Origin of the sequence: Longimycelium tulufanense (genome assembly GCF_014645795.1) — a bacterium.
Classification (GTDB): domain Bacteria; phylum Actinomycetota; class Actinomycetes; order Mycobacteriales; family Pseudonocardiaceae; genus Longimycelium; species Longimycelium tulufanense.
Map to the genome: position 1 here is coordinate 30,982 of NZ_BMMK01000002.1, position 20,263 is coordinate 51,244.

Consider the following 20,263-nt stretch of genomic DNA (forward strand, 5'->3'; position numbering starts at 1 on the left):
CCCGCGCCCGGTCGTGCTCAGCAGGGGCCGAGGTCCTCCCAGACGCCCCACTCATCTGTGGTGCCGGGCTCCTCGCCCTGGGTCCACCACTTCGCACGCCACGCGTGGCTCTTGTGCGAGACGGTGTCACCGGCGGTGTACACCTCGGTGCGGTCCCACGCCGGCGCATGGCAAACCGGCGGTGGGGTCGTGGTCGTCGTGGCGGTCGTCGTCGCCGTCGTGCTGGTCGGGGTCGTGGTGTTGGTCGGCGTGCCACCAGCCGTTTGTCGGCCCAGATCCTGCTGCACCGCATAGGTCCTTCCCCCGGAGGACACGGTGTAGTTCGCCGGCCCGGAGATCGGCAGGTAGTAGGTGAGCTGGACCTCGGTGGACTGCCCGGGTGCGAGGGTCTGCCAGTTGGGCAGGCGCAACGCGACCCGGTGAAAGTCTCCCTTCAGGCCGCCCCGGTTCGGCCCGGTGTGGTCGCTGCTGATCACCGAGAGGCTCCATCCGGACTGCTGCGCCATGTTGGCCGGTGCGGCCGTCGGATAGTCGAACTGGATCTCGGTTCCGCCCGGCAGTGTCTGCTGGGAGTTGTTGGTGATCCGCAGTTTCGGACTGATCGGATAGTTGTTGTCACCCAGGGCGAATCCGGTGAGTTCGAATCGGACGTCGAGGGTGTCGTACGGCATCGTTCGGTTGGCGCGCCTGGTGTTGTACGGCGTGGCGGTGCGAAAGGAGTCGTAGAGCCTCGTGGTCAGGGTGGAGCCCATGAAGTACTCACCCCTGCCGTCGTCCCAGGCGAAGTCGCCGGCGAGCTCCCAGAACATGACGCCGCCGAGCCCGGTGTCCACCACGTACTCGACCTTCGTCGCCAGGGACTGCTCATCCTCGGTGGACAGGAACACCTTCTTGTCGTTGTTCCAGAGCCAGGGCGCGACGAGGGTGGTGTCGTAGTGCCGGGCGTAGGTTCCGGTCAGCCGGTCCTCGGGGTCGTTGTCCGGGTCGAGCCCGTAGGACCTCAGGTAACTTCCGGCGATCCCCCTCTCCAGGTTCTTGGCGTGCCACATCGGGTTGGAGCCGGCGCCGACCTCCGTGCCGTCCTCGATGTCGTGCCAGATGTTGTCGATGCCGCGTGCACCGTCACCGCACGTGGCCAGGCCGTTCGGGCATTCACTGCCGACCGCCTCGCCCCACAGTCCGTTGGTGCCACCGGTGACGTTGCGCCAGCCGCGGGTGTAGTAGGGCAGGCCGATGTTGATGCGGCCCGCCTGGACGCCGCCACGGAAGTAGTGCGCGGCCCAGTCGGTGTTCAAGTATCCGATCCCGCCGTACTGCGGGGTGTCGTAGACGTTCCAGTGCTTCAGCTCGGCGTCGTTGCCGTCGTCGTAGAGCGCCGCGTTCGGGCCCACGAACTCGTTCCAGGCACCGTGCAGGTCATACGACATGATGTTGATGTAGTCCAGGTACTGGAATACCTGGAAGTGCTCCATGCCGCGCAGCAGGTAGCCGGAGGACGGAGCTGCAACAGTGAGCATGTAGTACCTGCCGTCGGTCGCGCTGGCGGCGTCCAGCTTCTCCCGCAACGTCTTCATCAGCTCGACGTAGCTCCGCATGAGCCCCGCGCGTCGGGGGTTCGCGATGTTCCAGTCGAGGGGGTTGCCCGCATCCTTCATCGACGTCGGGTATTCGTAGTCGATGTCGACGCCGTCGAAGCCGTAGGTGCGCAGGAAGGAGACGACGGAGTCGGCGAAGGTGTTGATGCCCGCGGTGTTGACGCTGTTGTTGGCGTTCGTGGTCATGCTGTAGAAGCCGCCGCTGGCAACCCGGTCGCCGTTGTCGTCCAGGTAGCCCCCGGTCTCGGCCCAGCCACCGACCGAGATGAGCGTCTTGACGTCGGGGTGCTGCTTCTTGAACTTGTTCAGCAGGTTGAAATGCCCCTTGAAGGGCAGGCTCGGGTCCATCTCGGCCCCCGGAACGGTGGGCCACTCCATCCCGGTCGCGGGGTTGTTCGGGTTGGTGGTGCCGACGGAAACCTCGTTGTCCGGGCCGACATGGGCGAAGGCGTAGTTGATGTGGGTGAGCTTGTTCCACGGGACGTTGTTGACCAGGTAGGCCGGCTGCCCGTTCTTGCCGTGCCGCCACCCGGTGAAGTAACCGATCACGCGGCGCGCGGAGCTCATCCGCTCCCGGCCCTCGGTGTCGTAGATGTCGCAGTAGGGCACCGCGACGCCGGGCGTGCGGTACAACCCGTCCGGCCGGCACTGCTCGTGGTGGGCCGCCTGGGAGCGGCCGGTCGCGCCGACCACGAGCAGCCCGGCTAACAGGCCGAGCAGGGATAGCAGGGGAATAACGCGTCTGGTCACTGGTCGACCTCCGGTGTCCTGCGGGGCCCGCACCCCACCGGCGGTCGCGGGCGGCCACCGGCCCGATGGCCCTCGCCCACGCCCGCCCCGCGTTGCCACGGGTGGCCCGCGCCCGGCCGCCGGGCAGGCGCGAAGCAGGGATTGAGCGGGCCGCGCGACCGCCTGTCGACCGGGGAGATCCTGCAGGGGCACGGCGTCGCGCGTGACCCGTGCCACGACGCCGTGGTGCGGCGACCGTAAGAGGTCTAGACCTTCACGTCAATAGGTCTAGACCAGAAGGCGTACGCCGGGTCCGGCTCCCGGCTACCTTTGTGGCATGCGCCGCCGCTCCCCCCGACTGTTGCGACTCGGTCTGGTCCGCAACGCCCACGCCAACACCCACCTCGACGCATTCGTGGTTTCCGGGGTCAGCACGGTGCTCATCACCCGCGGCTACCTGCACCTCGCCGGCTACCCGCAGGTCGGGGGCCGCACGTTGCACATCGCGCACGTCCTGCCGGGCGGGCTCCTCATGCTGGTGGCGCTGGTGTTGTTGCTGTCCTACGTCGGCCCGGTCGTGCGGCCCGCCGCGGCGGTGCTGGGCGGCATCGGTTTCGGGCTGTTCATCGACGAGGTGGGCAAGTTCGTCACCCGGGACAACAACTACTTCTACCGGCCCTCCGCCGCGATCATGTACGTGGTGTTCGCCGCGGTGGTGCTGACGGTGCACATGCTGCACAACCGCCGGCCGCTGGATCCCCGGGAGCACCTGGCGAATGCCGTCGACCACGCGGTCGAGGGCGTGGCCGGCGGGTTGTCGCCGCGCCGCCGGGGCGAGGCCGATGCCCAGCTCCGGGCCGCTGGCGCGGATCCGTGCCGAGAGCAGGTGGCCGCCCTGTTGACCATATGCCCCGCCAATGACCTGGAGCTTCCCGCACCGGTGCTGACGGCCAAGGCATGGCTACGACGCACGTTCCGCAGGCTTGCCCGTCGCCGCACCGTGCGGCTCGGGGTGTTGGTGTTGCTGGTTCTACAGGTTGTGGCCGCGCTCGCGATCGCGGTGGACGAGGCCCGAGGGACCGAGGGAGGCACAACCCTGAGCTTCCACGGGGTGCTCGGGGGCAGCGTGGTGTCGGCGGTGTTCATCGTGCAGGGGTTGTTGCGGCTGCGCCGCGACCCGCTGGGCGCCATGCAGACGTTCCAGCTGGCCGTGCTGGTGTCCCTCCTCGTCACCCAGGTCTTCCAGTTCGCCGAGGCGCAGTTCGCCGCGGTGGGTGGCGTGCTGGTCGACCTGATCCTCCTCGGGCTGCTCACCGCCGAGGCCGACCGGCTACGCCATCAGTTGACCGCTCCCACAGCGGGCTCGTAGCCACTCAGCCGAAGCGGAGGGGTAGGGCGTCCGGGCCGCTGACCCCGATGGGGTGACGCCAGGTCACCGGGCCGGCGATCGTCGGTGGGCCGAGGCGGGAGGCGAGGGCCGGCAGCGCTTCGGCGAGTTCGGTGCGTGCCGTCGCGGCGCCGAGGCAGAAGTGCGGACCCGCGCCGAAGGTGAGGTGGGCCGCCTCGCGGGTGACGGTGATGTCGAATGCGTCGCCGTCCGCGAAGACCCGCGGGTCACGCTGTGCCGACTGCACGCACAGCATGAGAAAGGTCCCGGCCGGAAGGTGCAACCCGTGGTAGTCGACGTCCTGGGCGGCAACCCGGAAGATCACCGGCACCGACGGGCACCAACGCATGACCTCCTCGACCGTCTGTGCCGCCAGTTCGGGCCGCTCCCGCAGCACCGCCCACTGCTCCGGGTACTTGCTGAACGCGACCATGGCGTGGGCCAGCTGGTGTCGCGTGGTGTCGTGCGCGGCGAAGATCAGGGTGACGACGAGGTTGAGCAGTTCGTCAGTGCTGATGGTGTTCTCGTCCCGTTGCGCCCGAAGGAGATCGGAGATCAGGTCGTCCTTCGGCTCGTCCTCCCGTCGCCTGACCAGCTCCGCAACGTAGCCGTAGAGACCCGTCACCGACTCCTCGACGCGGGGAAGAAGCCCACGGTCGTGGTCGAGCCCGAACACCAGGCCGATGTTGCTGCTCCAGCGCCGGAAGGTGTCGTAGTCCTCGGCAGGTACGCCGAGTAGACGACACATGACCGTCACCGGCAACGGATCGGCGAACATGTCGACGAAGTCGCAGACGTCGGTGGTTGCCAGGCGCTCCGCCAGCCGCTCGGCCGCGGTTCGGATGAACGGGCGGAGTTCCCTGGACACGCGCGGTGTGAACGACTTGCTCACGAGCTGGCGCAGGCGAGCGTGGTCCACACCGTGCCGGTGCAGGATCAACTGAACGAACCAGTCGTGGACGAGTCCACCGGTGACGTCGTTCCGTTCGAGGAAAGCACGACCGTTCTGGACCAGTCGGGAGTCCCGGAGCAGCTCCTGGACCTCGGCATACCGGAGCACGAGGGGCCCGACGGGTGTCTCCGCCCACCAGTTCTGCTCCCGTGCCACGGCCACCTGGGGGCGGTCGAAGGTGAACCCGGATGCGGTGACGTCGAGGAAGGGAACGTTTCCCGACGATGACGAGGTCTGCGCTGCTGTCGACATGGTCGTCCTTCCGGCGGGAGCTGCGGGTTCCCGCCACGGCGGCAAACACCCATGTTCCCGCCGGAAAATGAGGCCCGGTAGACGCATTTGGCGGGCATGCACTGCTCCTGGAGACAGAACCACCCGGGCCAGAGAGGGTGCGTACGAAACCCGGCGCTCGTCGGTCAAGGGGCCAGCCGGGTCGTTGTTGTCGACGAGCGGGGCCGTGTGGTGGCCGACAGGGCTGATGCCGGCGGATGTCCTGCCCGGCTCCCCCATGGGCTTCCCAGCCGCGCCGAGCGTAGGTTGCCACGCTGTTGACCGTGTTGACGTGCGCGACGCGGAACGACCGGTGCTGGGCTTCCTGTGTCCCGGCGAGGCATCCGTCCGCTGTCTGCCCGGCCCGGACCACGCGCACGGTGCCCAGCCAGTCCGTTGTGGAGCAACACGGCGTCTCGGCCGAGCCTGGCGACCCAGGTCGTCGGGCTTGCGAACCCACAGGGACCACGGGTCAACCTCTCGGGTGATCGTGGCGATTACCTGATGAATCCGGATTGCGGTCCGGCACTAACAGCCGGGATCCACTCGAACGTGTACGCAACTAAGCCTCAAGTATCCGCGACAGCAACCTCCACGCACGCACTCAGTCACAGAACGCCTCTCCATCCCGTGTGATACCCACGCTACCGAGGAGTACATCCGGCCGAGATCACCACGTTGTGCGCCAGATTCTGGCGCCGGGTAAGACCTTTTCGCGGTCGCCCGGTTGCGGGCTGTGGTGAGTCATCCACTGTAGACGCACACCGGAACAGCCAACCGACGGACACGTGTGGGCCGGCGCTGGCCCTCCGTCGGTGAACGCGTTCCCCAACCGTGGCGGTGTCCACCATTGGAGAAAGGACCGCGGAATGTCGACAGTTCAACCCATACTGAGACGACTTGTGTCGATCGGTGCGGCGCTTCCGCTCGCGCTCGTGAGCACGGCACCGGCAGCCATGTCGACGCAGCTACCCCCACTCGCGCCGGTACCGACCCCCATACCGCAGCCGCCTGTCGACCTACTGACGTGTACCTCGGAGGACCCGGAGATCCTCAGCGACGCTGACCCGATCACCATGGTCCTCGAGGTCAGGTGCGGCACCGTGATCGACCCGCCGATCGACCTGCCCATCGGCTTGCCGACCGACGTGGCGATAGCCGAGGTCACCAACACCGTCACCGGCCGGGCCTGCAAGCTGGACGGAGCAGTGGCCAAGCCGGTGGGGAACGCGGTCGAGAGCGAGATGAAGGTCACCTGTCAGGGTTCCGACGGCGTCCAGGTGGACCAAGAGATCGTCGTGCGCGGAGTCGAGATTCCCGAGCCCCCGGAGCTGCCCGTACCCGTGCCCGTCCGAGCTCCGGTCGAGGAGATCGCCAAGAGCATGGCCACGAGTGGCATCAGGCCGGCAGAGGCGATCAACGCCAACGTGACCGTCACGGCGAGGATCACGCCCAAGGCTGTCGAGCCCGACCTCCCGTCCCGCCAGCAAGTGCTCTCGCTGGTGACCGAAGGCACCGTGACGAGCATCTTCGACAGGGTTGACGGTGGGATCTCCACGAGGAACGAGGAGCTCGTCATGGCGCAGGCTCCCGTCAGCCTGCTGTGAGCCATCGGGCGAGGGTGGCGTTCGGGACGACCGGACCGCTCCGAGCGCCACCCGAAGCCCGGCCGCCACGCCTGCGCACGACCGTTCCGAGTTGCAGAGATCCAATGGCAGCGGATCATCGTCCGCGTGGAACGCGGAACCTTCCTCCCCGCCCTCGGCCTGGTGATCGCCAGCGTCGCGATGCTGGTCGTCCCGGTGTGGGTCAACGCCAGCGTTGCCGCACCCGTGGTCGAACCCGGTCACCGTGAGACGCTGACCGATCCGTACGGCGGCCAGATCGTGGGCGAGCTCGATCCGCTCGCCGGCTGGCAGGTCACGGCGCGTTCCGGTGCCCGTTCCCTCACCCTCGCCCGGGACCGGGCCACGGTGACGATCAAGGTCGTCAGCAACGTCACCGACCTGGAGCGCTGGTTCAACCGACAGGCGCGCACGATCCTGCTCAGCGAGCGGGAAGTCAACGTGTGCCGCACCGGTGACTACGTCACCCCCACCGGTCTCCCCGGGCTGCACGGTGAGCTGCGCGGGTCCCGCACCGGCGAGATCTACCTGGTGGGCCGCCCCGGTGGCACCGCTTACGGCGTCCAGCTTTCTGGGCCACCTGGGCAGTGGGAGCACACCCGGGACGACGTGCGGCAGGTTGTCGACACCGTGGAGGTGACGCAATGAGCTCACCCGCCACCGTGCCGTCCTCCTCCACCCACGCGTTCTGGCACCCGCGCCGCTGGGGGTTGTGGGCCTACGTGCTCCTCATCGCTCTTGGACTGTTCACCTTCGGTTTTTCCTCGCTGCTCGTACCGACCGCGATAGCGCCGGGCGCGTTCTGGGTGTGGCTGGTGCCCAACACCGTTCTCGCCGTGGTGTTCGTACTCGTCATCCGGGCGCTCGACGCCTTCGAGAAGGAGCCGGGGGCGTTGTTGGTCGCGGCTTTCGTGTGGGGCGCCTTTGCCGCGACCGGGCTCGCCATCAGCGCCAACGACGCGCTTCTCACTCTGATCGGCAAGGTCACCGGACCGCAGTTCGTCACCGCATGGGGTCCCGCGCTCGTCGGACCCACCACGGAGGAGTGGCTCAAGGGCCTCGGCGTGATCGCCGTCCTGCTCATCAGCGCCAAACACGTGCAGCGCCCGCTCGACGGCCTGATCTACGGGGCGATGTGCGGATTGGGCTTCCAGGTGGTGGAAAACCTCACCTACGCGTTCAACGGTGCACTGGAAAACCCGAACTCCGACGTCGAAGGGGCGCTGGGGGTCACCCTGATCCGGTTCATGATCGGCGTGGGCAGCCACACCCTCTACAGCGGCATCGTGGGCTTGGGACTGGGTTACGCGATCACCCAGACCGACCGGTCCTGGCCCCCGCCGCCTCCTGGTGGCGGCCGGGCTGTACCTGGCCGGCTGGGGTGTGCACTTCCTGTGGAACGCCGGGGAGATCGCCCTGCCGGGCACGCTTGGCGGGCTGCTGACGCTCCCCCTCAAGCTCGCCGTGGTCATCGCGTTCTTCGTGCTGGCCTACCGGTACGGCGCCCGCCGGGACTTCCAGTGGTTCGCCGCGACGGTCCGGGACGAGCCGCCGGACGTCATCACCGAGGCGGAGGTCACCGCACTCCGCACGCTGCGGTCACGCCGTAAGGTGGCTCGGCGGTTCGGACGCCAGCGTCGCAAGCTCGTCCGGCAACTGCACACGGCGCAGCTTCAGGTGGCGATCGTTCGTGACCGAAGCGGAGATCCACACGCACCCGAGGTCGAGGTTGTACGGAACCAGGTACGGGCTCTGAAGCGGAAGCTTGCGACCCTCGACTGAGCCTGTCCTGCTCTGTCCTGCCGTCGGTCACGCGCGATTCACCTTGTGCGGCGTCTACCGCGTCCTGCGGTACCTGCTCAACGCAGGGGAGGGCATGGACTTCGGGGGTGGGATCGGCCGAGCACCTCAGACCGATGCCACCCCGAGTCGCCGACAACTACAGGCCAAGTTGGCGGGCGATGAGCATGCGTTGCACCTCACTGGTGCCCTCACCGATCTCCAGAATCTTGGCGTCCCGGTAGAACCGTCCCACCGGGTACTCGTTCATGAAGCCGTAGCCGCCGAAGATCTGGGTCGCTTCGCGCGCGTTGTCCATGGCGGCGTTGGAGGACACCAGCTTGGCGATGGCAGCCTCCTTCTTGAATACCTCGCCCCGCAGCATCTTCGCCGCAGCATGGTAGTAAGCCAGTCGCGCGGTGTGTGCCCGCACCTCCATGTCGGAGATCTTGAACTGGATGGCCTGGAACTCGCCGATCTTGTGGCCGAATGCCTCCCGCTCCCTGGCGTAACGAACCGACTCGTCCACGCAACCCTGGGCCAGGCCGACCGACAGCGCCGCGATGGCCACCCGTCCCTCGTCGAGGGTCTGCAGGAACTGGGCATAGCCGCGACCGCGCTCGCCGAGCAGGTTTTCCGCCGGTACCCGACAGTCCGCAAAGGACAGTTCCCGGGTGTCGGACGCGTTCCACCCAACCTTCGAGTACTTCTTGGAAACGGTGAAGCCCGGTGTTCCGGCGGGCACGATGATGGTCGAGATCTCCTTGCGACCGTCGGGTGTCCGGCCGGTCACCGCCGCCACGTTGACCAGCGAGGTCATGGCGGTTCCGGAGTTCGTGATGAACGCCTTGGTGCCGTTGATGACCCACTCGTCGCCGTCGAGCCGGGCGCTCGTGCGCATGCCGCTGGCATCCGAGCCGCTGCCGGGTTCGGTAAGGCCGAACGCGGCCAGCCGTTCCCCCGCGCACAGCTCGGGCAGCCACCGCCGCTTCTGTTCCCCGGTGCCGAAGCGGTGGATGGGCATTGCGCCGAGCGAGACGCCGGCCTCCAGGGTGATGGCCACCGACGAGTCGACCCTGGCGAGCTCCTCCAGTGCGAGACAGAGCGCGAAGTAGTCGCCGCCCATGCCGCCGTGCTCCTCCGGGAACGGCAGGCCGAACAAGCCCATCCGACCCATCTTCCGCACGATCTCGTACGGGAACTCGCTCCGCTCGTAGAACTCGCCGATGACCGGCGCGACCTCCTCGCGGGCGAACTCCTCGACCGTCTTGCGGAGTGCCTCGTGCTCCTCGCTCAACCGGTGGTCCAGCATCGTTGCTCCCACGCTCCCACGTCTTCACGCCCCCTCGTGGGGGACGATGACTGCCAGGGGTTCGTCCAGCCCGACCGATTGGCCGGCCCGGACGCGCAGCTCGGTGACGACACCGTCGACGGGGGCGGTGAGGGTGTGCTCCATCTTCATCGCCTCCACGATCAACAGCGGCTGCCCGGCGACCACGGACTCTCCTTCGGCCGCCTTCACCACGAGCACCGTCCCGGGCATCGGGCTGGTCACCGGCCCGCCCTGCGCGGTGGTCTCGTGCCGGGCCGCGGCCAGCCGTCCGGTCTCGGTCAACGCCCATGCCCGGCCGCCCGCCGCGAGCCAGGTGACGATCCCGTCGTGGGCGCATGCGTACCGGCGGATGCGGCCCCGGTACGTCACGGCCAGGTCCTCGCCCACGCGCTCGATGCGGGCCTGCTCCGGTCCGCCGTCGGCGACGACGACCTCGGCGTCCGCCGCGCGTCCCCGCACCCGCACCTCGACTGGGTCGCGCCCGGCCACGGAGATCCGCCAGCTCGCCCACGCCGGTTCCCCGACCCGCCACCCGCCCGGGATGTCCCAGGGGTCGACGGTGGTCCCGGCCGGCTCCAGGGCGAGGAGTCGTTCGAGCGCGGCCGTCGCCAGAACCTCGTCGGGGACGTCCACCGTGACCAGGGCGTCCAGCCTGCGTTCGACCAGTCCGGTGTCGAGTCGCCCGGTCATCACGTCCGCATCGGCCAGCAGTGTCCGGAGGAAGGGAATGTTCGTGGTGACACCGAGGATCTGGGTACGGCCGAGTGCGTCCCGGAGCCTGCGCAACGCGTCGTCACGGGTGGCCGCGTGGGCGATGTACTTGGCCAGCATCGGGTCGTAGTCGCTGCTGACGCGCTGGCCCTGGCGAAGACCGGAATCGACGCGGACCCCGGTGGGCTCGCGGAGCTGGAGGACGCGGCCGCCCGTGGGCAGGAAGCCGCGGGCCGGGTCCTCGGCGTAGATTCGGGCCTCGACGGCGTGCCCGGTGAGCCGAATGTCCCGCTGCGCCAGCGGAAGGGGCTCGCCGGCGGCCACCCGGATCTGGAGCTCGACCAGGTCGAGGCCGGTCACCAGTTCGGTCACGGGGTGTTCGACCTGGAGACGAGTGTTCATCTCCATGAAGAAGTACTCGTCCGGAGAGTCGGCGCTGACGATGTACTCGACCGTGCCGGCTCCGACGTAACCGACCGAGCGTGCCGCGTCGAGTGCGGCGCCACCCATGCGTTCGCGCGTTTCCTCGTCGATCAGGGGCGACGGTGCCTCTTCGATGATCTTCTGGTGGCGCCGCTGGAGGCTGCACTCGCGTTCACCGAGGTGCACGAGGTTGCCGTACGCGTCGGCGATGACCTGGACCTCGATGTGGCGCGGGTGCTGCACGAACCGCTCGACCAGCAACGTGTCGTCACCGAAGGCGGACGCCGCTTCCCGCCGGGCGCCGGAGATGGCGTCCGCGAGCTGGCCGGCCTCGGTGACCAGCCGCATGCCCTTGCCGCCGCCACCCGCGGAAGGCTTGAGCAGAATGGGAAAGCCGATCTCCTTCGCGGCCGCGACGAGGTCGCTGTCGGTCAGGCCGGGCTCGCTTCGTCCCGGCACGACCGGCACACCGGCCGCGCTCACCGTCTGCTTCGCCCGGATCTTGTCGCCCATCGCCTCGATGGCGTCGGGCGGTGGGCCGATGAACACCAGGCCGGCCTCGGCGCAGGCGCGCGCGAAGGCGGCGTTCTCGGCCAGGAATCCGTAGCCGGGGTGGATGGCCTGCGCTCCGGAAAGCGTTGCGGCATCGAGGATCCGGTCGATGGCCAGGTAGCTCTCGCGTGCGGCGGCCGGGCCGATCCGGACCGCGACATCCGCTTCCCGCACGTGACGGGCATCGGCGTCGGCGTCGCTGTGGACGGCGACGGAGCGAATCCCCATCCGTCGCAGGGTGGTGACGATCCGGACGGCGATCTCGCCCCGGTTGGCCACGAGAACCGTGTCGAACATGCCTCTCACATCCGGAAGACGCCGTAGCGGACGGGTTCCAGGGGCGCGTTCGCCGCCGCCGACAACGCCAGGCCGAGGACGGTGCGGGTGTCGAGCGGGTCGATCACCCCGTCGTCCCAGAGCCTGGCGGTCGAGTAGTACGGGTGGCCCTGACGCTCGTACTGCTCGCGGATGGGCCGCCTGAACTCCTCCTCGGCCTCGGCTGGCCAGTCCTCGCCGCGGGTTTCCAGCTGGTCGCGCCGTACGGTGGACAGCACCGAGGCGGCCTGTTCCCCGCCCATCACCGAGATGCGGGCGTTCGGCCACATCCAGAGGAACCGCGGGGAGTACGCCCTGCCGCACATCGAGTAGTTCCCGGCACCGAAGGAACCGCCGATGATGACCGTGAGTTTCGGGACCCGGGCGCAGGCAACAGCCGTGACCATCTTCGCGCCGTGCTTGGCGATTCCACCGGCTTCATACTCGCGGCCGACCATGAAGCCGGTGATGTTCTGGAGGAACGCCAACGGGACCGAGCGCTGGTCGCACAGCTCGACGAAGTGCGCGCCCTTGAGAGCGGACTCGCCGAACAGGATCCCGTTGTTCGCTACGATCCCCACAGGATGGCCGTGAATCCGCGCGAAACCGGTCACCAGCGTCGGGCCGTAATCCCGCTTGAACTCGTGGAAGCGCGAGCCGTCGACGATGCGTGCGATGACCTCGCGCACGTCGTAGGGGGTGCGCGAGTCGGTGGGCACCACGCCGTACAGCTCGCCCGGGTCCACCGCCGGTTCCTCGGTGGGCTCGACCTGCCACGGCCTCGACGGGCGTGGGCCGAGGGTGTCGACGATTGAGCGGACGATCTGCAGGGCGTGCGCATCGTCGTCGGCGAGATGGTCGGTGACCCCGGAGGTGCGGGAGTGCAGCTCGCCGCCGCCCAGCTCCTCGGCGCTGACCACCTCACCGGTGGCGGCCTTCACCAACGGCGGGCCGCCCAGGAAGATGGTGCCCTGGTTGCGGACGATCACCGCTTCGTCGCTCATCGCCGGGACGTAGGCGCCGCCCGCGGTGCACGACCCCAGCACGGCGGCGATCTGCGGAACGCCGCGGGCGGACATGGTGGCCTGGTTGTAGAAGATGCGGCCGAAGTGCTCGCGGTCCGGGAAGACCTCGTCCTGGCGCGGCAGGAAGGCCCCGCCGGAGTCGACCAGGTAGATGCACGGCAAGTTGTTGTGCAGCGCGACTTCCTGGGCGCGCAGGTGCTTCTTGACGGTGACCGGGTAGTACGTGCCGCCCTTGACGGTGGCGTCGTTGGCGACGATGACGCATTGGCGGCCGGACACCCGGCCGACGCCGGTGATGATGCCGGCGGCCGGTGCTTCCCCGTCGTACATGCCGTAGGCGGCCAGCGGGGACAGCTCCAGGAACGGCGAGCCGGGGTCGACCAGGGCGTCGACCCGGTCCCGGGGCAGCAGCTTGCCCCGCCCGACGTGCCGCTGCCGGGCCCGCTCCGGGCCGCCGAGGCGGGCGGTGGCGAGCTGGTCGCGGAGGTCGGCGACGAGTGCGGCGTGCTCGGCGGTGGAGCGGCGGAAGCTCTCCGCGCGCGGGTCGGCCGAGCTGCGCAGGACTGGCGCATCCATCACGGGGTCGCGGCTCCCGGGTTCACACAGGCGTGTTAGCGGTCGTTAACTCCACGCCCGATGTTAACGCCGGCTAACCCGGTCGTCCACCCCAACTCACCGGTAACCCGACGGTGCCGGGGGAGGGTGCTGCCGGCAAACCCCGGCCGGGAGGTTGACCGGTTCCGAGGGGTGGGAGCGGGGTTAACGGCGGCTAACTACGGGCTAGCATGGCGGGGTGACCAGCGAGTCGATGCCCAGCCCGGCCCCGCGCCGGTCCACGCGCCGCGAGCAGATCCTGGCCGCGGCGGCCGAGCTGTTCGCGCAGCGCGGCTTCCACGGCGTCGGCATCGACGACATCGGCTCCGCGGTCGGCATCTCCGGCCCCGGTCTCTACCGGCACTTCCGCAGCAAGGACGCCATGCTCGGGGAGATGCTGACCGACATCAGCGAGAAGCTCCTCGCCGGCGGCCAGCAGCGGGTGGACGACGCCGCCGACGCGGCCAGCGCGCTGGCCGAGCTGGTCCGCTGGCACGTCGACTTCGCGCTGGACAACCGGGCGCTGATCACCGTCCACGAGCGGAACCTGGCCAACCTGACCGAGGCCGACCAGCGCCGGGTACGAACCCTGCAGCGCCAGTACGTCGAGGTCTGGGTCGAGGTCATCCGCAAGGCGGTACCGAGCACCGACGAACCGACCGCGCGGGCGGCCGCGCACGGCGTCTTCGGCCTGCTCAACTCCACCCCGCACAGCAAGCACCTGGACCGGGACGCGATGGCGGTCCTGCTGCAACGCATGGCGATGGCGGCGCTGACCACCCCCGGATCCCTCACCGGCCTCTCCCCGACGGCGAGCGAGGCCCAGCGGCGCTGACCTCGTAGCGCACGCGACACCCTCCGAGACATCCCGGCCGGTCCGTCCCGGGGACGGACGACATGATCACGCCTCGGAGCGAGGTCGCCCCGCGAAGCCTTTCTCGGCGCTCCGCGGCAGCGGCTAGGTCTCCCGGGCGGCGAGCTCGGCGGTGATCTCCTGCGCCGCCTTGGTGAGGGCTTGGGCGACCACGGGGAAGTCGCCGGTCGGGAGGCGCGCCGCCGGGGCCGACATCACCAGGGCGCCGCGGCTGCGCCCGTGGTGGTCGACGATGGCGACGCCCACCCCGTGGATGCCCGGCTCGGCCTCCGAGCGGTTGGCTCCGTATCCGCGCACCCGCACCTCGGACAGCTCGGCGCGCAGGTCCGTGCGGGTGCGGCCGGGGGAGAGCCGCTCTTCGGGGTAGAGCCGCAACAACACCTCTTCGGGCAACAGGGCGAGCATCGCCTTGCCGCCGGAGACGGCGTGCGCGGGCAGCCGGCGTCCGGCGGGCCGTCCCACCCGCACCTGGCGCGGGGAGTCGACGGCTTCCAGCACCTCGATGGAGGTGCCGCGCAACGCCACGAGCTGCGCGCACTCGCCGTACTCCTCGACCAGCCGGCGCAGGTGGGGGGTGGCGGCCACGCGCAGCGGGCCGTCGTCGAGCAACCACCCCAGCTCGAGCAGCGCGGGGCCGGCGAAGTACCGCCGGGTGCCGCTGGAGCGGAGCACGTAGCCCTCGGCCTGCAGCGTGACGAGCAGGCGGTGGGTGGTCGATGCGGGCAGGTTCAACGCGACGCTGACCTCGGACAGCCGTACCGGCCGCCAGGTCGTGAACAGGCGCAGCAGCCGGAGCGCCCGGCTGGCTGACTCAATGGGGGCAGAGGACCCGGACACAGTGATACCTATGTGCTCGCCCGACGGGGAACCCGTCGCGCGGTCACGGTCTCGGCCCGGCCGCGGCCGCCAGGGCCGGCCCGGGGTGGGCGGTCAGGGGGTCGGCTACCGCGGTTCGGGCCGCCGGCGGCCGGGCGGTGCCGCGCCGTGGGGCGGGCACGCCGGACGCGCCGGCCGGGGTGGCCGAACCGCGCAGCCCTTGCACGGGCGCGCTGTCCTTGCGCAGCTCGCCCAGCAAGTCCCGGCAACGCACGCAGCGGAGAAGGTGCTCGTCCACGGCGTCACGATGCCGCTCCCCCAACCTTCCCAGCAGGTACGCACCGAGCCGGTCGACGACGGGCACGCAGCCGCCGCTCGTCGCGGGTAGGTGTGCCCGCAGGTAGTTCTCCCGCAGCCGGCCGCGCGCTCGCCAGGCGAGGGTGGACAGCGCGGTGGCGGACAGCCCGAGCCGGGTGGCCACCTCCGACACCGGCCTGCCCTCGACCTCCAGCTGCCACAACACCTCCTGCCAGCGCCGGGGCAGCGTGGTGAACGCCTCGGCGACCAGCTCCCGATCCGCGCGCCGGGTGTCGGGGCCCTCCGGGGTCCCGCCGGCGTGCACCAGCGCGTGGTCGGGCACGGGGACGTCGCGGCGCCGCTCCCGCCATTCGGCGGCGACCCGGCGCAGCACCGTCATCAGGTAGGAGCGGGTGCCGGTGCGCGGCCCTAGACCGCCGGCCAGGGCGCGCAGCGTCCGGGCGAAGGTCTCGCTGGTCAGGTCGTCGGTCTCGGTGTCGTCCGCGGCGACCCATCGGGCACGTTGCCGCACCGCCGCGACGTGTCTGCGGTACAGCTCGGCATAGGCGTCGCCGTCACCGCGACGCACCCGATCGAGCAGGTCGCCGTCGCCCACCGCGTCGTGATCGACTCGTTCGGTCGACAGCTCGTGGTCCACCCGGCCTCCCGGTGTTGGGATCACGTTCGCCGGTACGGCGGCTTCCTACCCGGCAGTAGGGTTCCTTGCTAACACTCCAAACGGCCTAGGGCAATGGTGTGACCTGGTACTTTTCCGAGTAATGGAAATTTTTTCGGCTACTCCGTGTGGCCGGGCTGAAGCGCTTCAGCGTCCGGTGCGTTCCAGCTCCCGGTCGGCCCCCTGCTCGGCGCGGTCGGCTCGGGCCGTCCGCCGCCGCCTGACCAGGAAAACCACCACGGCGACGAGTGCGAGCAGCACGACCGCGGCCCAGCTCGCGCGGTTGAGCGCCTTTTCGATGTACTTCGCCGAGGCACCGGCGGCGGCACCGATCCCGATGTGCAGCGCCGCCCACCCGAGCGCCCCCAGCAGCGAGGCGGGCAGGAACCGGCGGTAGGGCAGGCCGGAGACCCCGGCCGCGGCGGGGGTCAGGGTGCGGACGACGGGCAGGAAGCGGGCGAAGAACACGGCCCGGCCGCCGTGTCGTCGCAGCAGATCCCCGGCCCGGTCCCAGTGCTCCTGGCCGAGCTTGCGGACCGGCTTGCTGTCCCGCATCCGCGGGCCGAGCCGGCGGCCGAGGAGGTAGCCGACGGAGTCACCGGCGGCCGCGCACACCGCCACCACCAGGACCATGATCGCGAAGGTCGGCCGGTCGGTGACGGCCGCGGCCGCGATGAGCAGGCCCACCTCACCCGGCACCAGGAAGCCGAGGCCGAGGGTGCACTCGCCGAATGCCAGCGCGCCGGCCGCCGCGACCACCGCTGGTTTGGGCAGGCTCTGGAGGTGCTCGAGGGCGCTGGTCACCAGTTCCACGTGTTCTCCCCCTCCGCGCGGCCCTTCCACGCGCCCTCGGCGATCACTCGAAGCCGTGTCACCGTAGCGGGCTGCGGCGTGCGCCCGGATCGGCTCCCGGGACGGTTGCCCGTCAACCCACGGTCTGATGCGCATCCGTGGCGTCACCGACCCAGATCGTGACGGAGTGGCGTGGCGCACAGGGGTGGTTCCTTCTGGCTCCTGTTCGCGAAATAGCGGCGAGCTGATGGGCCCGACACGAGTCGGCTCTTGGTTCGCCGGTGCGTTCGTCTGCGCCTCGTCCTCACCGCGAGCACCAGCAACGTCGTTCCGTGGTCCACCACGTGCCTTCTGGCTCCGGGGAGATCGGACAGTGCGCCGCGGTGTGCGCGCGGCAGTCACGCGGGACACCGGCCAGGACTGCCGGACCGGATCACGTGCGACCCAATTCCACTGTGGACCGCCTGTTGGACGACTTTGAGTTGTCATGCGAAATTGCCGTCAGGTAAAGGAAAAGCGAACGGCAGGTGACGGGACCGAACCCAACTGCAGCTCGGCCGCCAGCCACGACGCTTGACCACGCAAGTCAACAGTGGCCACGAAAGAGCAGGCCGGCGGAGCGCGACAACCCGGCCGCCACGACCAGAACGGTCGAGAGAGCGCGCCGGAAGGGGCGGGCCAATTGATCAACGGTCGCGCACCATTGATCCGCACCCCCCACCGACGACTACCGAATGTGACAAGCCCACGGGTTAACACCTGCAGCGGGTGAAATCTCTTACACGACAGGATGATCACCCCGGCCAGACCACCGGTGCTCCGCAAAGATTGGGGCAAGACGGGCATTTCCCCCACGGATCCCCGACGCGGACAGGCCGACCAACGACACGGAGGTGCCGGATGGCCAGGGACCGCGCCGAGGCCGAGCAGGAGCTCGACGCCTTCAGCGCCGGAGTGCGGGACCCACGGTGGCGTCCCCCCGAACGGTTGCGGGCGAGCCGCATCGCGCCCAGCACAGTGACGCGCACCGCCTAGCGGCCAGCGCGGCAGCAGATCTCCCGGCCGGCAGCACCGGCCGGCTCTTCCCTACCCGGCCCAGGCCCGGGTGGTCCCGCTCGCCTCTCGTTCCCAGGAGGACGCATGTCGACGCGAAACATCCCCCGACCGCGCGAACAGCGCCACACCACCGCGGATCCTCCCCGAGCCGGGTCGGCGGGCAACGGCGCCGGCCTCGCCAGGTTGCGCACGGTGCTGCGCTACGACCTTCCTGCCTCGCTGGTGGTCTTCCTGGTCGCGGTGCCGCTGTCGCTGGGCATCGCCGCCGCCTCCGGCGCACCGCTGCTGGCCGGTCTGGTCTCGGCCGTGGTCGGCGGCATCGTCGCCGGCCTGCTGGGCGGAGCGCCGCTGCAGGTGACCGGCCCCGCCGCCGGCCTCACCGTGATCGTGGCCGGTCTGGTGGCGCAGTACGGCTGGCCCGCCACCGCGGCCATCACGCTGGCGGCGGGTGCCGTGCAGCTGGTACTCGGGCTGACCCGGGTCGGCCGGGCCGCGCTCTCCCTCTCCCCCGCCGTGGTGCACGGCATGCTGGCCGGTATCGGCGTCGTCATCGCCATGAGCCAGCTGCACGTGGTGCTCGGCGGCGAACCGCAGGACTCGGTGCTGGCCAACCTGCGCGACCTCCCGGCACAGCTGGTCGGGCACCACGACGCCGCGGTGCTGGTCGGTGCGGTCACGATCGGGCTGCTCGTGGTGTGGCCCCGGCTGCCCCGTGTCTCGGCCGTGCCGGCCCCGCTGGTCGCGGTGAGCGCCGCGACGGCGATGTCCGTCGTGCTCTCCCTGGACGTGCCGCGGGTGTTCCTGCCGGACGACCCGCTGTCCGGGCTGGTCTTCCCGGAGCTGCCGAGCGGTCCGGTGCTCGGTGTGATGGTCGCGGTGTTCACGGTCGCGGTGGTGGCGAGCGTGGAGTCGCTGCTGTCGGCGGTCGCGGTGGACAAGAAGCACAACGGGCCGCGCGCGGACCTGGACCGCGAGCTGACCGCGCAGGGTGTGGCGAACATGACCGCGGGTGCGCTCGGCGGTCTCCCGGTGACCGGGGTGATCGTGCGCAGCTCGACCAACGTGGCCGCGGGCGCACGCACCCGTGCCTCGACCGTCATGCACGGTGTCTGGGTCGCGCTCTTCGTGCTCTTCCTGGCTGGCGTGGTGCGGCTCATCCCGCTGAGCGCGCTGGCCGGCGTGCTGGTCGTGATCGGTGTCCGGCTGGTCAGCCTGGCCCACATGCGGTTGCTGTGGCGGCACCGGGAGCTGCCGGTCTACGCCACGACCCTGCTCGGCGTCGTGTTCATCGACCTGTTGACGGGCGTGCTGCTCGGCGTCGTGGTCGCCGTGCTCCTCGCGTTGTACCGGCTCACGCACGCCACGTTCCACGCCGAGGACCGCGGCGCGGACGGCTGGGTGCTGGTGGTGCGTGGCTCGCTGGTGTTCCTGTCGGTGGGCCGGCTGGTGCGGGAGCTGCGCCGGATCCCTGAGTGCCGGCGGGTGTTGCTCGAGCTGCACGTCGACTTCATGGACCACGCGGCCTTCGACGCCCTGCACGACTGGCGGATGGGTTACGAGCGGCGCGGCGGCCGGGTGGACGTCGAGGAGGTACACGACACCTGGTACCACCGGGCTACCCGAGGCAATCCGGGAAACCGGCGCTCGCTGCCCAACCCGCTGCCGAGGTGGTTCGCGCCGTGGTCGCACTGGCAGCAGCGGCAGGTCGAGGAAGTTCCGGCGGACGACCACATTCCCCTCCCGTCGGCCGACGACAACCCGATGTGGCGGGGCATCCACGAGTTCGAGCGGCGCAGCGCACCGCTGGTGCGGCCGTTCCTGGCGGAGCTGGCGGCAAAGGGGCAGCAGCCGGCGCAGCTGTTCATCACCTGCGCCGACTCCCGCGTGGTGCCCAATCTCATCACCACCAGCGGTCCCGGGGACCTGTTCTGCGTCCGCAACGTCGGCAACCTCGTTCCGCGGGCCGATGACGCGACCGACGACTCGGTGGGGGCGGCCGTGGAGTACGCGGTCGGCGTGCTGGAAGTGCGCACGGTGGTCGTGTGCGGGCACTCCGACTGCGGCGCGATGAAGGCGCTGCTCGGGGGTGGCGCCAACGCGAACTCCCACCTGGCCGGTTGGTTGCGGCACGCCGAGGCGAGCCTGATCCGCTTCCACGACGACGCGTTGCGGCCGCTGGCGAAGGTCGCGCCGCACGACCTTCCGGTGTTGGAACGACTGTGTTTGGCCAACGTGGTGCAGCAGCTGGACAACCTGCGTACCTACCCCGGCGTACGGATGGCGATCGACCAGGGCCGGCTCCGGTTGGTGGGCATGTACTTCGACATCTCGGCCGCCCGCATCTACCTCGTCGACGCCGACACCGCTCGGCTGTCGCCGATCCAGGACGTGGCGCTGCCGTAGTCGACGCCGCCGGTGGGCCGCCGAGGTCCGGCGGCCCACCGGCGTCCCGGCTCGCCGAC

At 69.9% G+C, this 20,263-nt stretch carries 15 protein-coding genes; 7 read left to right on the top strand and 8 right to left on the bottom strand.

From position 1 onward, the window contains the following. Positions 1 to 17: 17 nt before the first annotated feature. On the bottom strand, positions 18 to 2,345 hold the full coding sequence (locus IEY55_RS02425) for a chitinase C-terminal domain-containing protein (RefSeq protein ID WP_189053449.1): 2,328 nt from the start codon (positions 2,343 to 2,345) through the stop codon (positions 18 to 20). 316 nt (positions 2,346 to 2,661) lie between these two features. On the opposite strand from IEY55_RS02425, the gene IEY55_RS02430 reads away from it, so the two are divergent. Beyond that, positions 2,662 to 3,693, top strand: a complete 1,032-nt coding sequence (locus IEY55_RS02430) for a hypothetical protein (protein WP_189053451.1) — start codon at positions 2,662 to 2,664, stop codon at positions 3,691 to 3,693. A gap of 4 nt (positions 3,694 to 3,697) precedes the next feature. Here IEY55_RS02430 and IEY55_RS02435 read toward each other — a convergent pair whose 3' ends face one another. Continuing rightward, on the bottom strand, positions 3,698 to 4,915 hold the full coding sequence (locus tag IEY55_RS02435) for a cytochrome P450 (RefSeq protein ID WP_189053453.1): 1,218 nt from the start codon (positions 4,913 to 4,915) through the stop codon (positions 3,698 to 3,700). 953 nt (positions 4,916 to 5,868) lie between these two features. Here IEY55_RS02435 and IEY55_RS02440 point away from each other — a divergent pair. The 3 genes from IEY55_RS02440 to IEY55_RS02450 all read left to right on the top strand — a co-directional run bounded on the left by IEY55_RS02440 (position 5,869) and on the right by IEY55_RS02450 (position 8,168). After that, positions 5,869 to 6,540, top strand: a complete 672-nt coding sequence (locus tag IEY55_RS02440; RefSeq protein ID WP_189053455.1) for a hypothetical protein — start codon at positions 5,869 to 5,871, stop codon at positions 6,538 to 6,540. Positions 6,541 to 6,666: 126 nt separating this feature from the next. Then, positions 6,667 to 7,206, top strand: a complete 540-nt coding sequence (locus IEY55_RS02445; RefSeq protein ID WP_189053457.1) for a hypothetical protein — start codon at positions 6,667 to 6,669, stop codon at positions 7,204 to 7,206. Then, positions 7,203 to 8,168 carry a PrsW family intramembrane metalloprotease gene (locus IEY55_RS02450; protein ID WP_189053459.1) on the top strand — a complete coding sequence of 322 codons (966 nt, stop codon included), beginning with the start codon at positions 7,203 to 7,205 and terminating at the stop codon, positions 8,166 to 8,168. Before IEY55_RS02445 ends, IEY55_RS02450 begins: the two co-directional genes overlap by 4 nt. A gap of 329 nt (positions 8,169 to 8,497) precedes the next feature. Here the strand turns inward: IEY55_RS02450 and IEY55_RS02455 are convergent, their stop codons facing one another. Genes IEY55_RS02455 through IEY55_RS02465 form a run of 3 tightly spaced genes read right to left on the bottom strand, consistent with a single transcriptional unit; the run spans position 8,498 to position 13,272 of the window. Continuing rightward, the gene (locus IEY55_RS02455; RefSeq protein ID WP_189054189.1) at positions 8,498 to 9,649 is read right to left on the bottom strand and encodes an acyl-CoA dehydrogenase family protein; all 1,152 of its coding nucleotides are present in this window, start codon (positions 9,647 to 9,649) and stop codon (positions 8,498 to 8,500) included. A 24-nt stretch (positions 9,650 to 9,673) separates the two neighbouring features. Next, positions 9,674 to 11,653, bottom strand: coding sequence for an acetyl-CoA carboxylase biotin carboxylase subunit (locus IEY55_RS02460; protein ID WP_189053461.1), 1,980 nt, complete (start codon positions 11,651 to 11,653; stop codon positions 9,674 to 9,676). Between the two features lie 5 nt (positions 11,654 to 11,658). After that, positions 11,659 to 13,272, bottom strand: coding sequence for a carboxyl transferase domain-containing protein (locus IEY55_RS02465; RefSeq protein ID WP_189053463.1), 1,614 nt, complete (start codon positions 13,270 to 13,272; stop codon positions 11,659 to 11,661). 232 nt (positions 13,273 to 13,504) lie between these two features. On the opposite strand from IEY55_RS02465, the gene IEY55_RS02470 reads away from it, so the two are divergent. Then, complete coding sequence (locus IEY55_RS02470; RefSeq protein ID WP_189054191.1) at positions 13,505 to 14,125, top strand: SACE_7040 family transcriptional regulator; 621 nt, start codon at positions 13,505 to 13,507, stop codon at positions 14,123 to 14,125. Between the two features lie 123 nt (positions 14,126 to 14,248). On the opposite strand, the gene IEY55_RS02475 is transcribed toward IEY55_RS02470, so the two are convergent. From IEY55_RS02475 to IEY55_RS02485, 3 genes are all read right to left on the bottom strand, one after another. Continuing rightward, a complete protein-coding gene (locus IEY55_RS02475) occupies positions 14,249 to 15,001 on the bottom strand; it encodes an IclR family transcriptional regulator (protein WP_189053465.1) in 753 nt (250 codons plus the stop codon). Between the two features lie 43 nt (positions 15,002 to 15,044). Then, entirely contained in the window at positions 15,045 to 15,935 is an 891-nt protein-coding gene (locus IEY55_RS02480; protein ID WP_189053467.1) for a sigma-70 family RNA polymerase sigma factor, read from the bottom strand. Between the two features lie 165 nt (positions 15,936 to 16,100). Further along, positions 16,101 to 16,766, bottom strand: a complete 666-nt coding sequence (locus tag IEY55_RS02485; RefSeq protein ID WP_229685904.1) for a DedA family protein — start codon at positions 16,764 to 16,766, stop codon at positions 16,101 to 16,103. A gap of 879 nt (positions 16,767 to 17,645) precedes the next feature. Between IEY55_RS02485 and IEY55_RS32475 the strand changes: the two genes are divergently transcribed. Beyond that, complete coding sequence (locus IEY55_RS32475) at positions 17,646 to 17,780, top strand: hypothetical protein (protein WP_268239269.1); 135 nt, start codon at positions 17,646 to 17,648, stop codon at positions 17,778 to 17,780. A gap of 105 nt (positions 17,781 to 17,885) precedes the next feature. Beyond that, positions 17,886 to 20,204, top strand: coding sequence for a SulP family inorganic anion transporter (locus IEY55_RS02490; RefSeq protein WP_189053469.1), 2,319 nt, complete (start codon positions 17,886 to 17,888; stop codon positions 20,202 to 20,204). Positions 20,205 to 20,263: the final 59 nt, after the last annotated feature.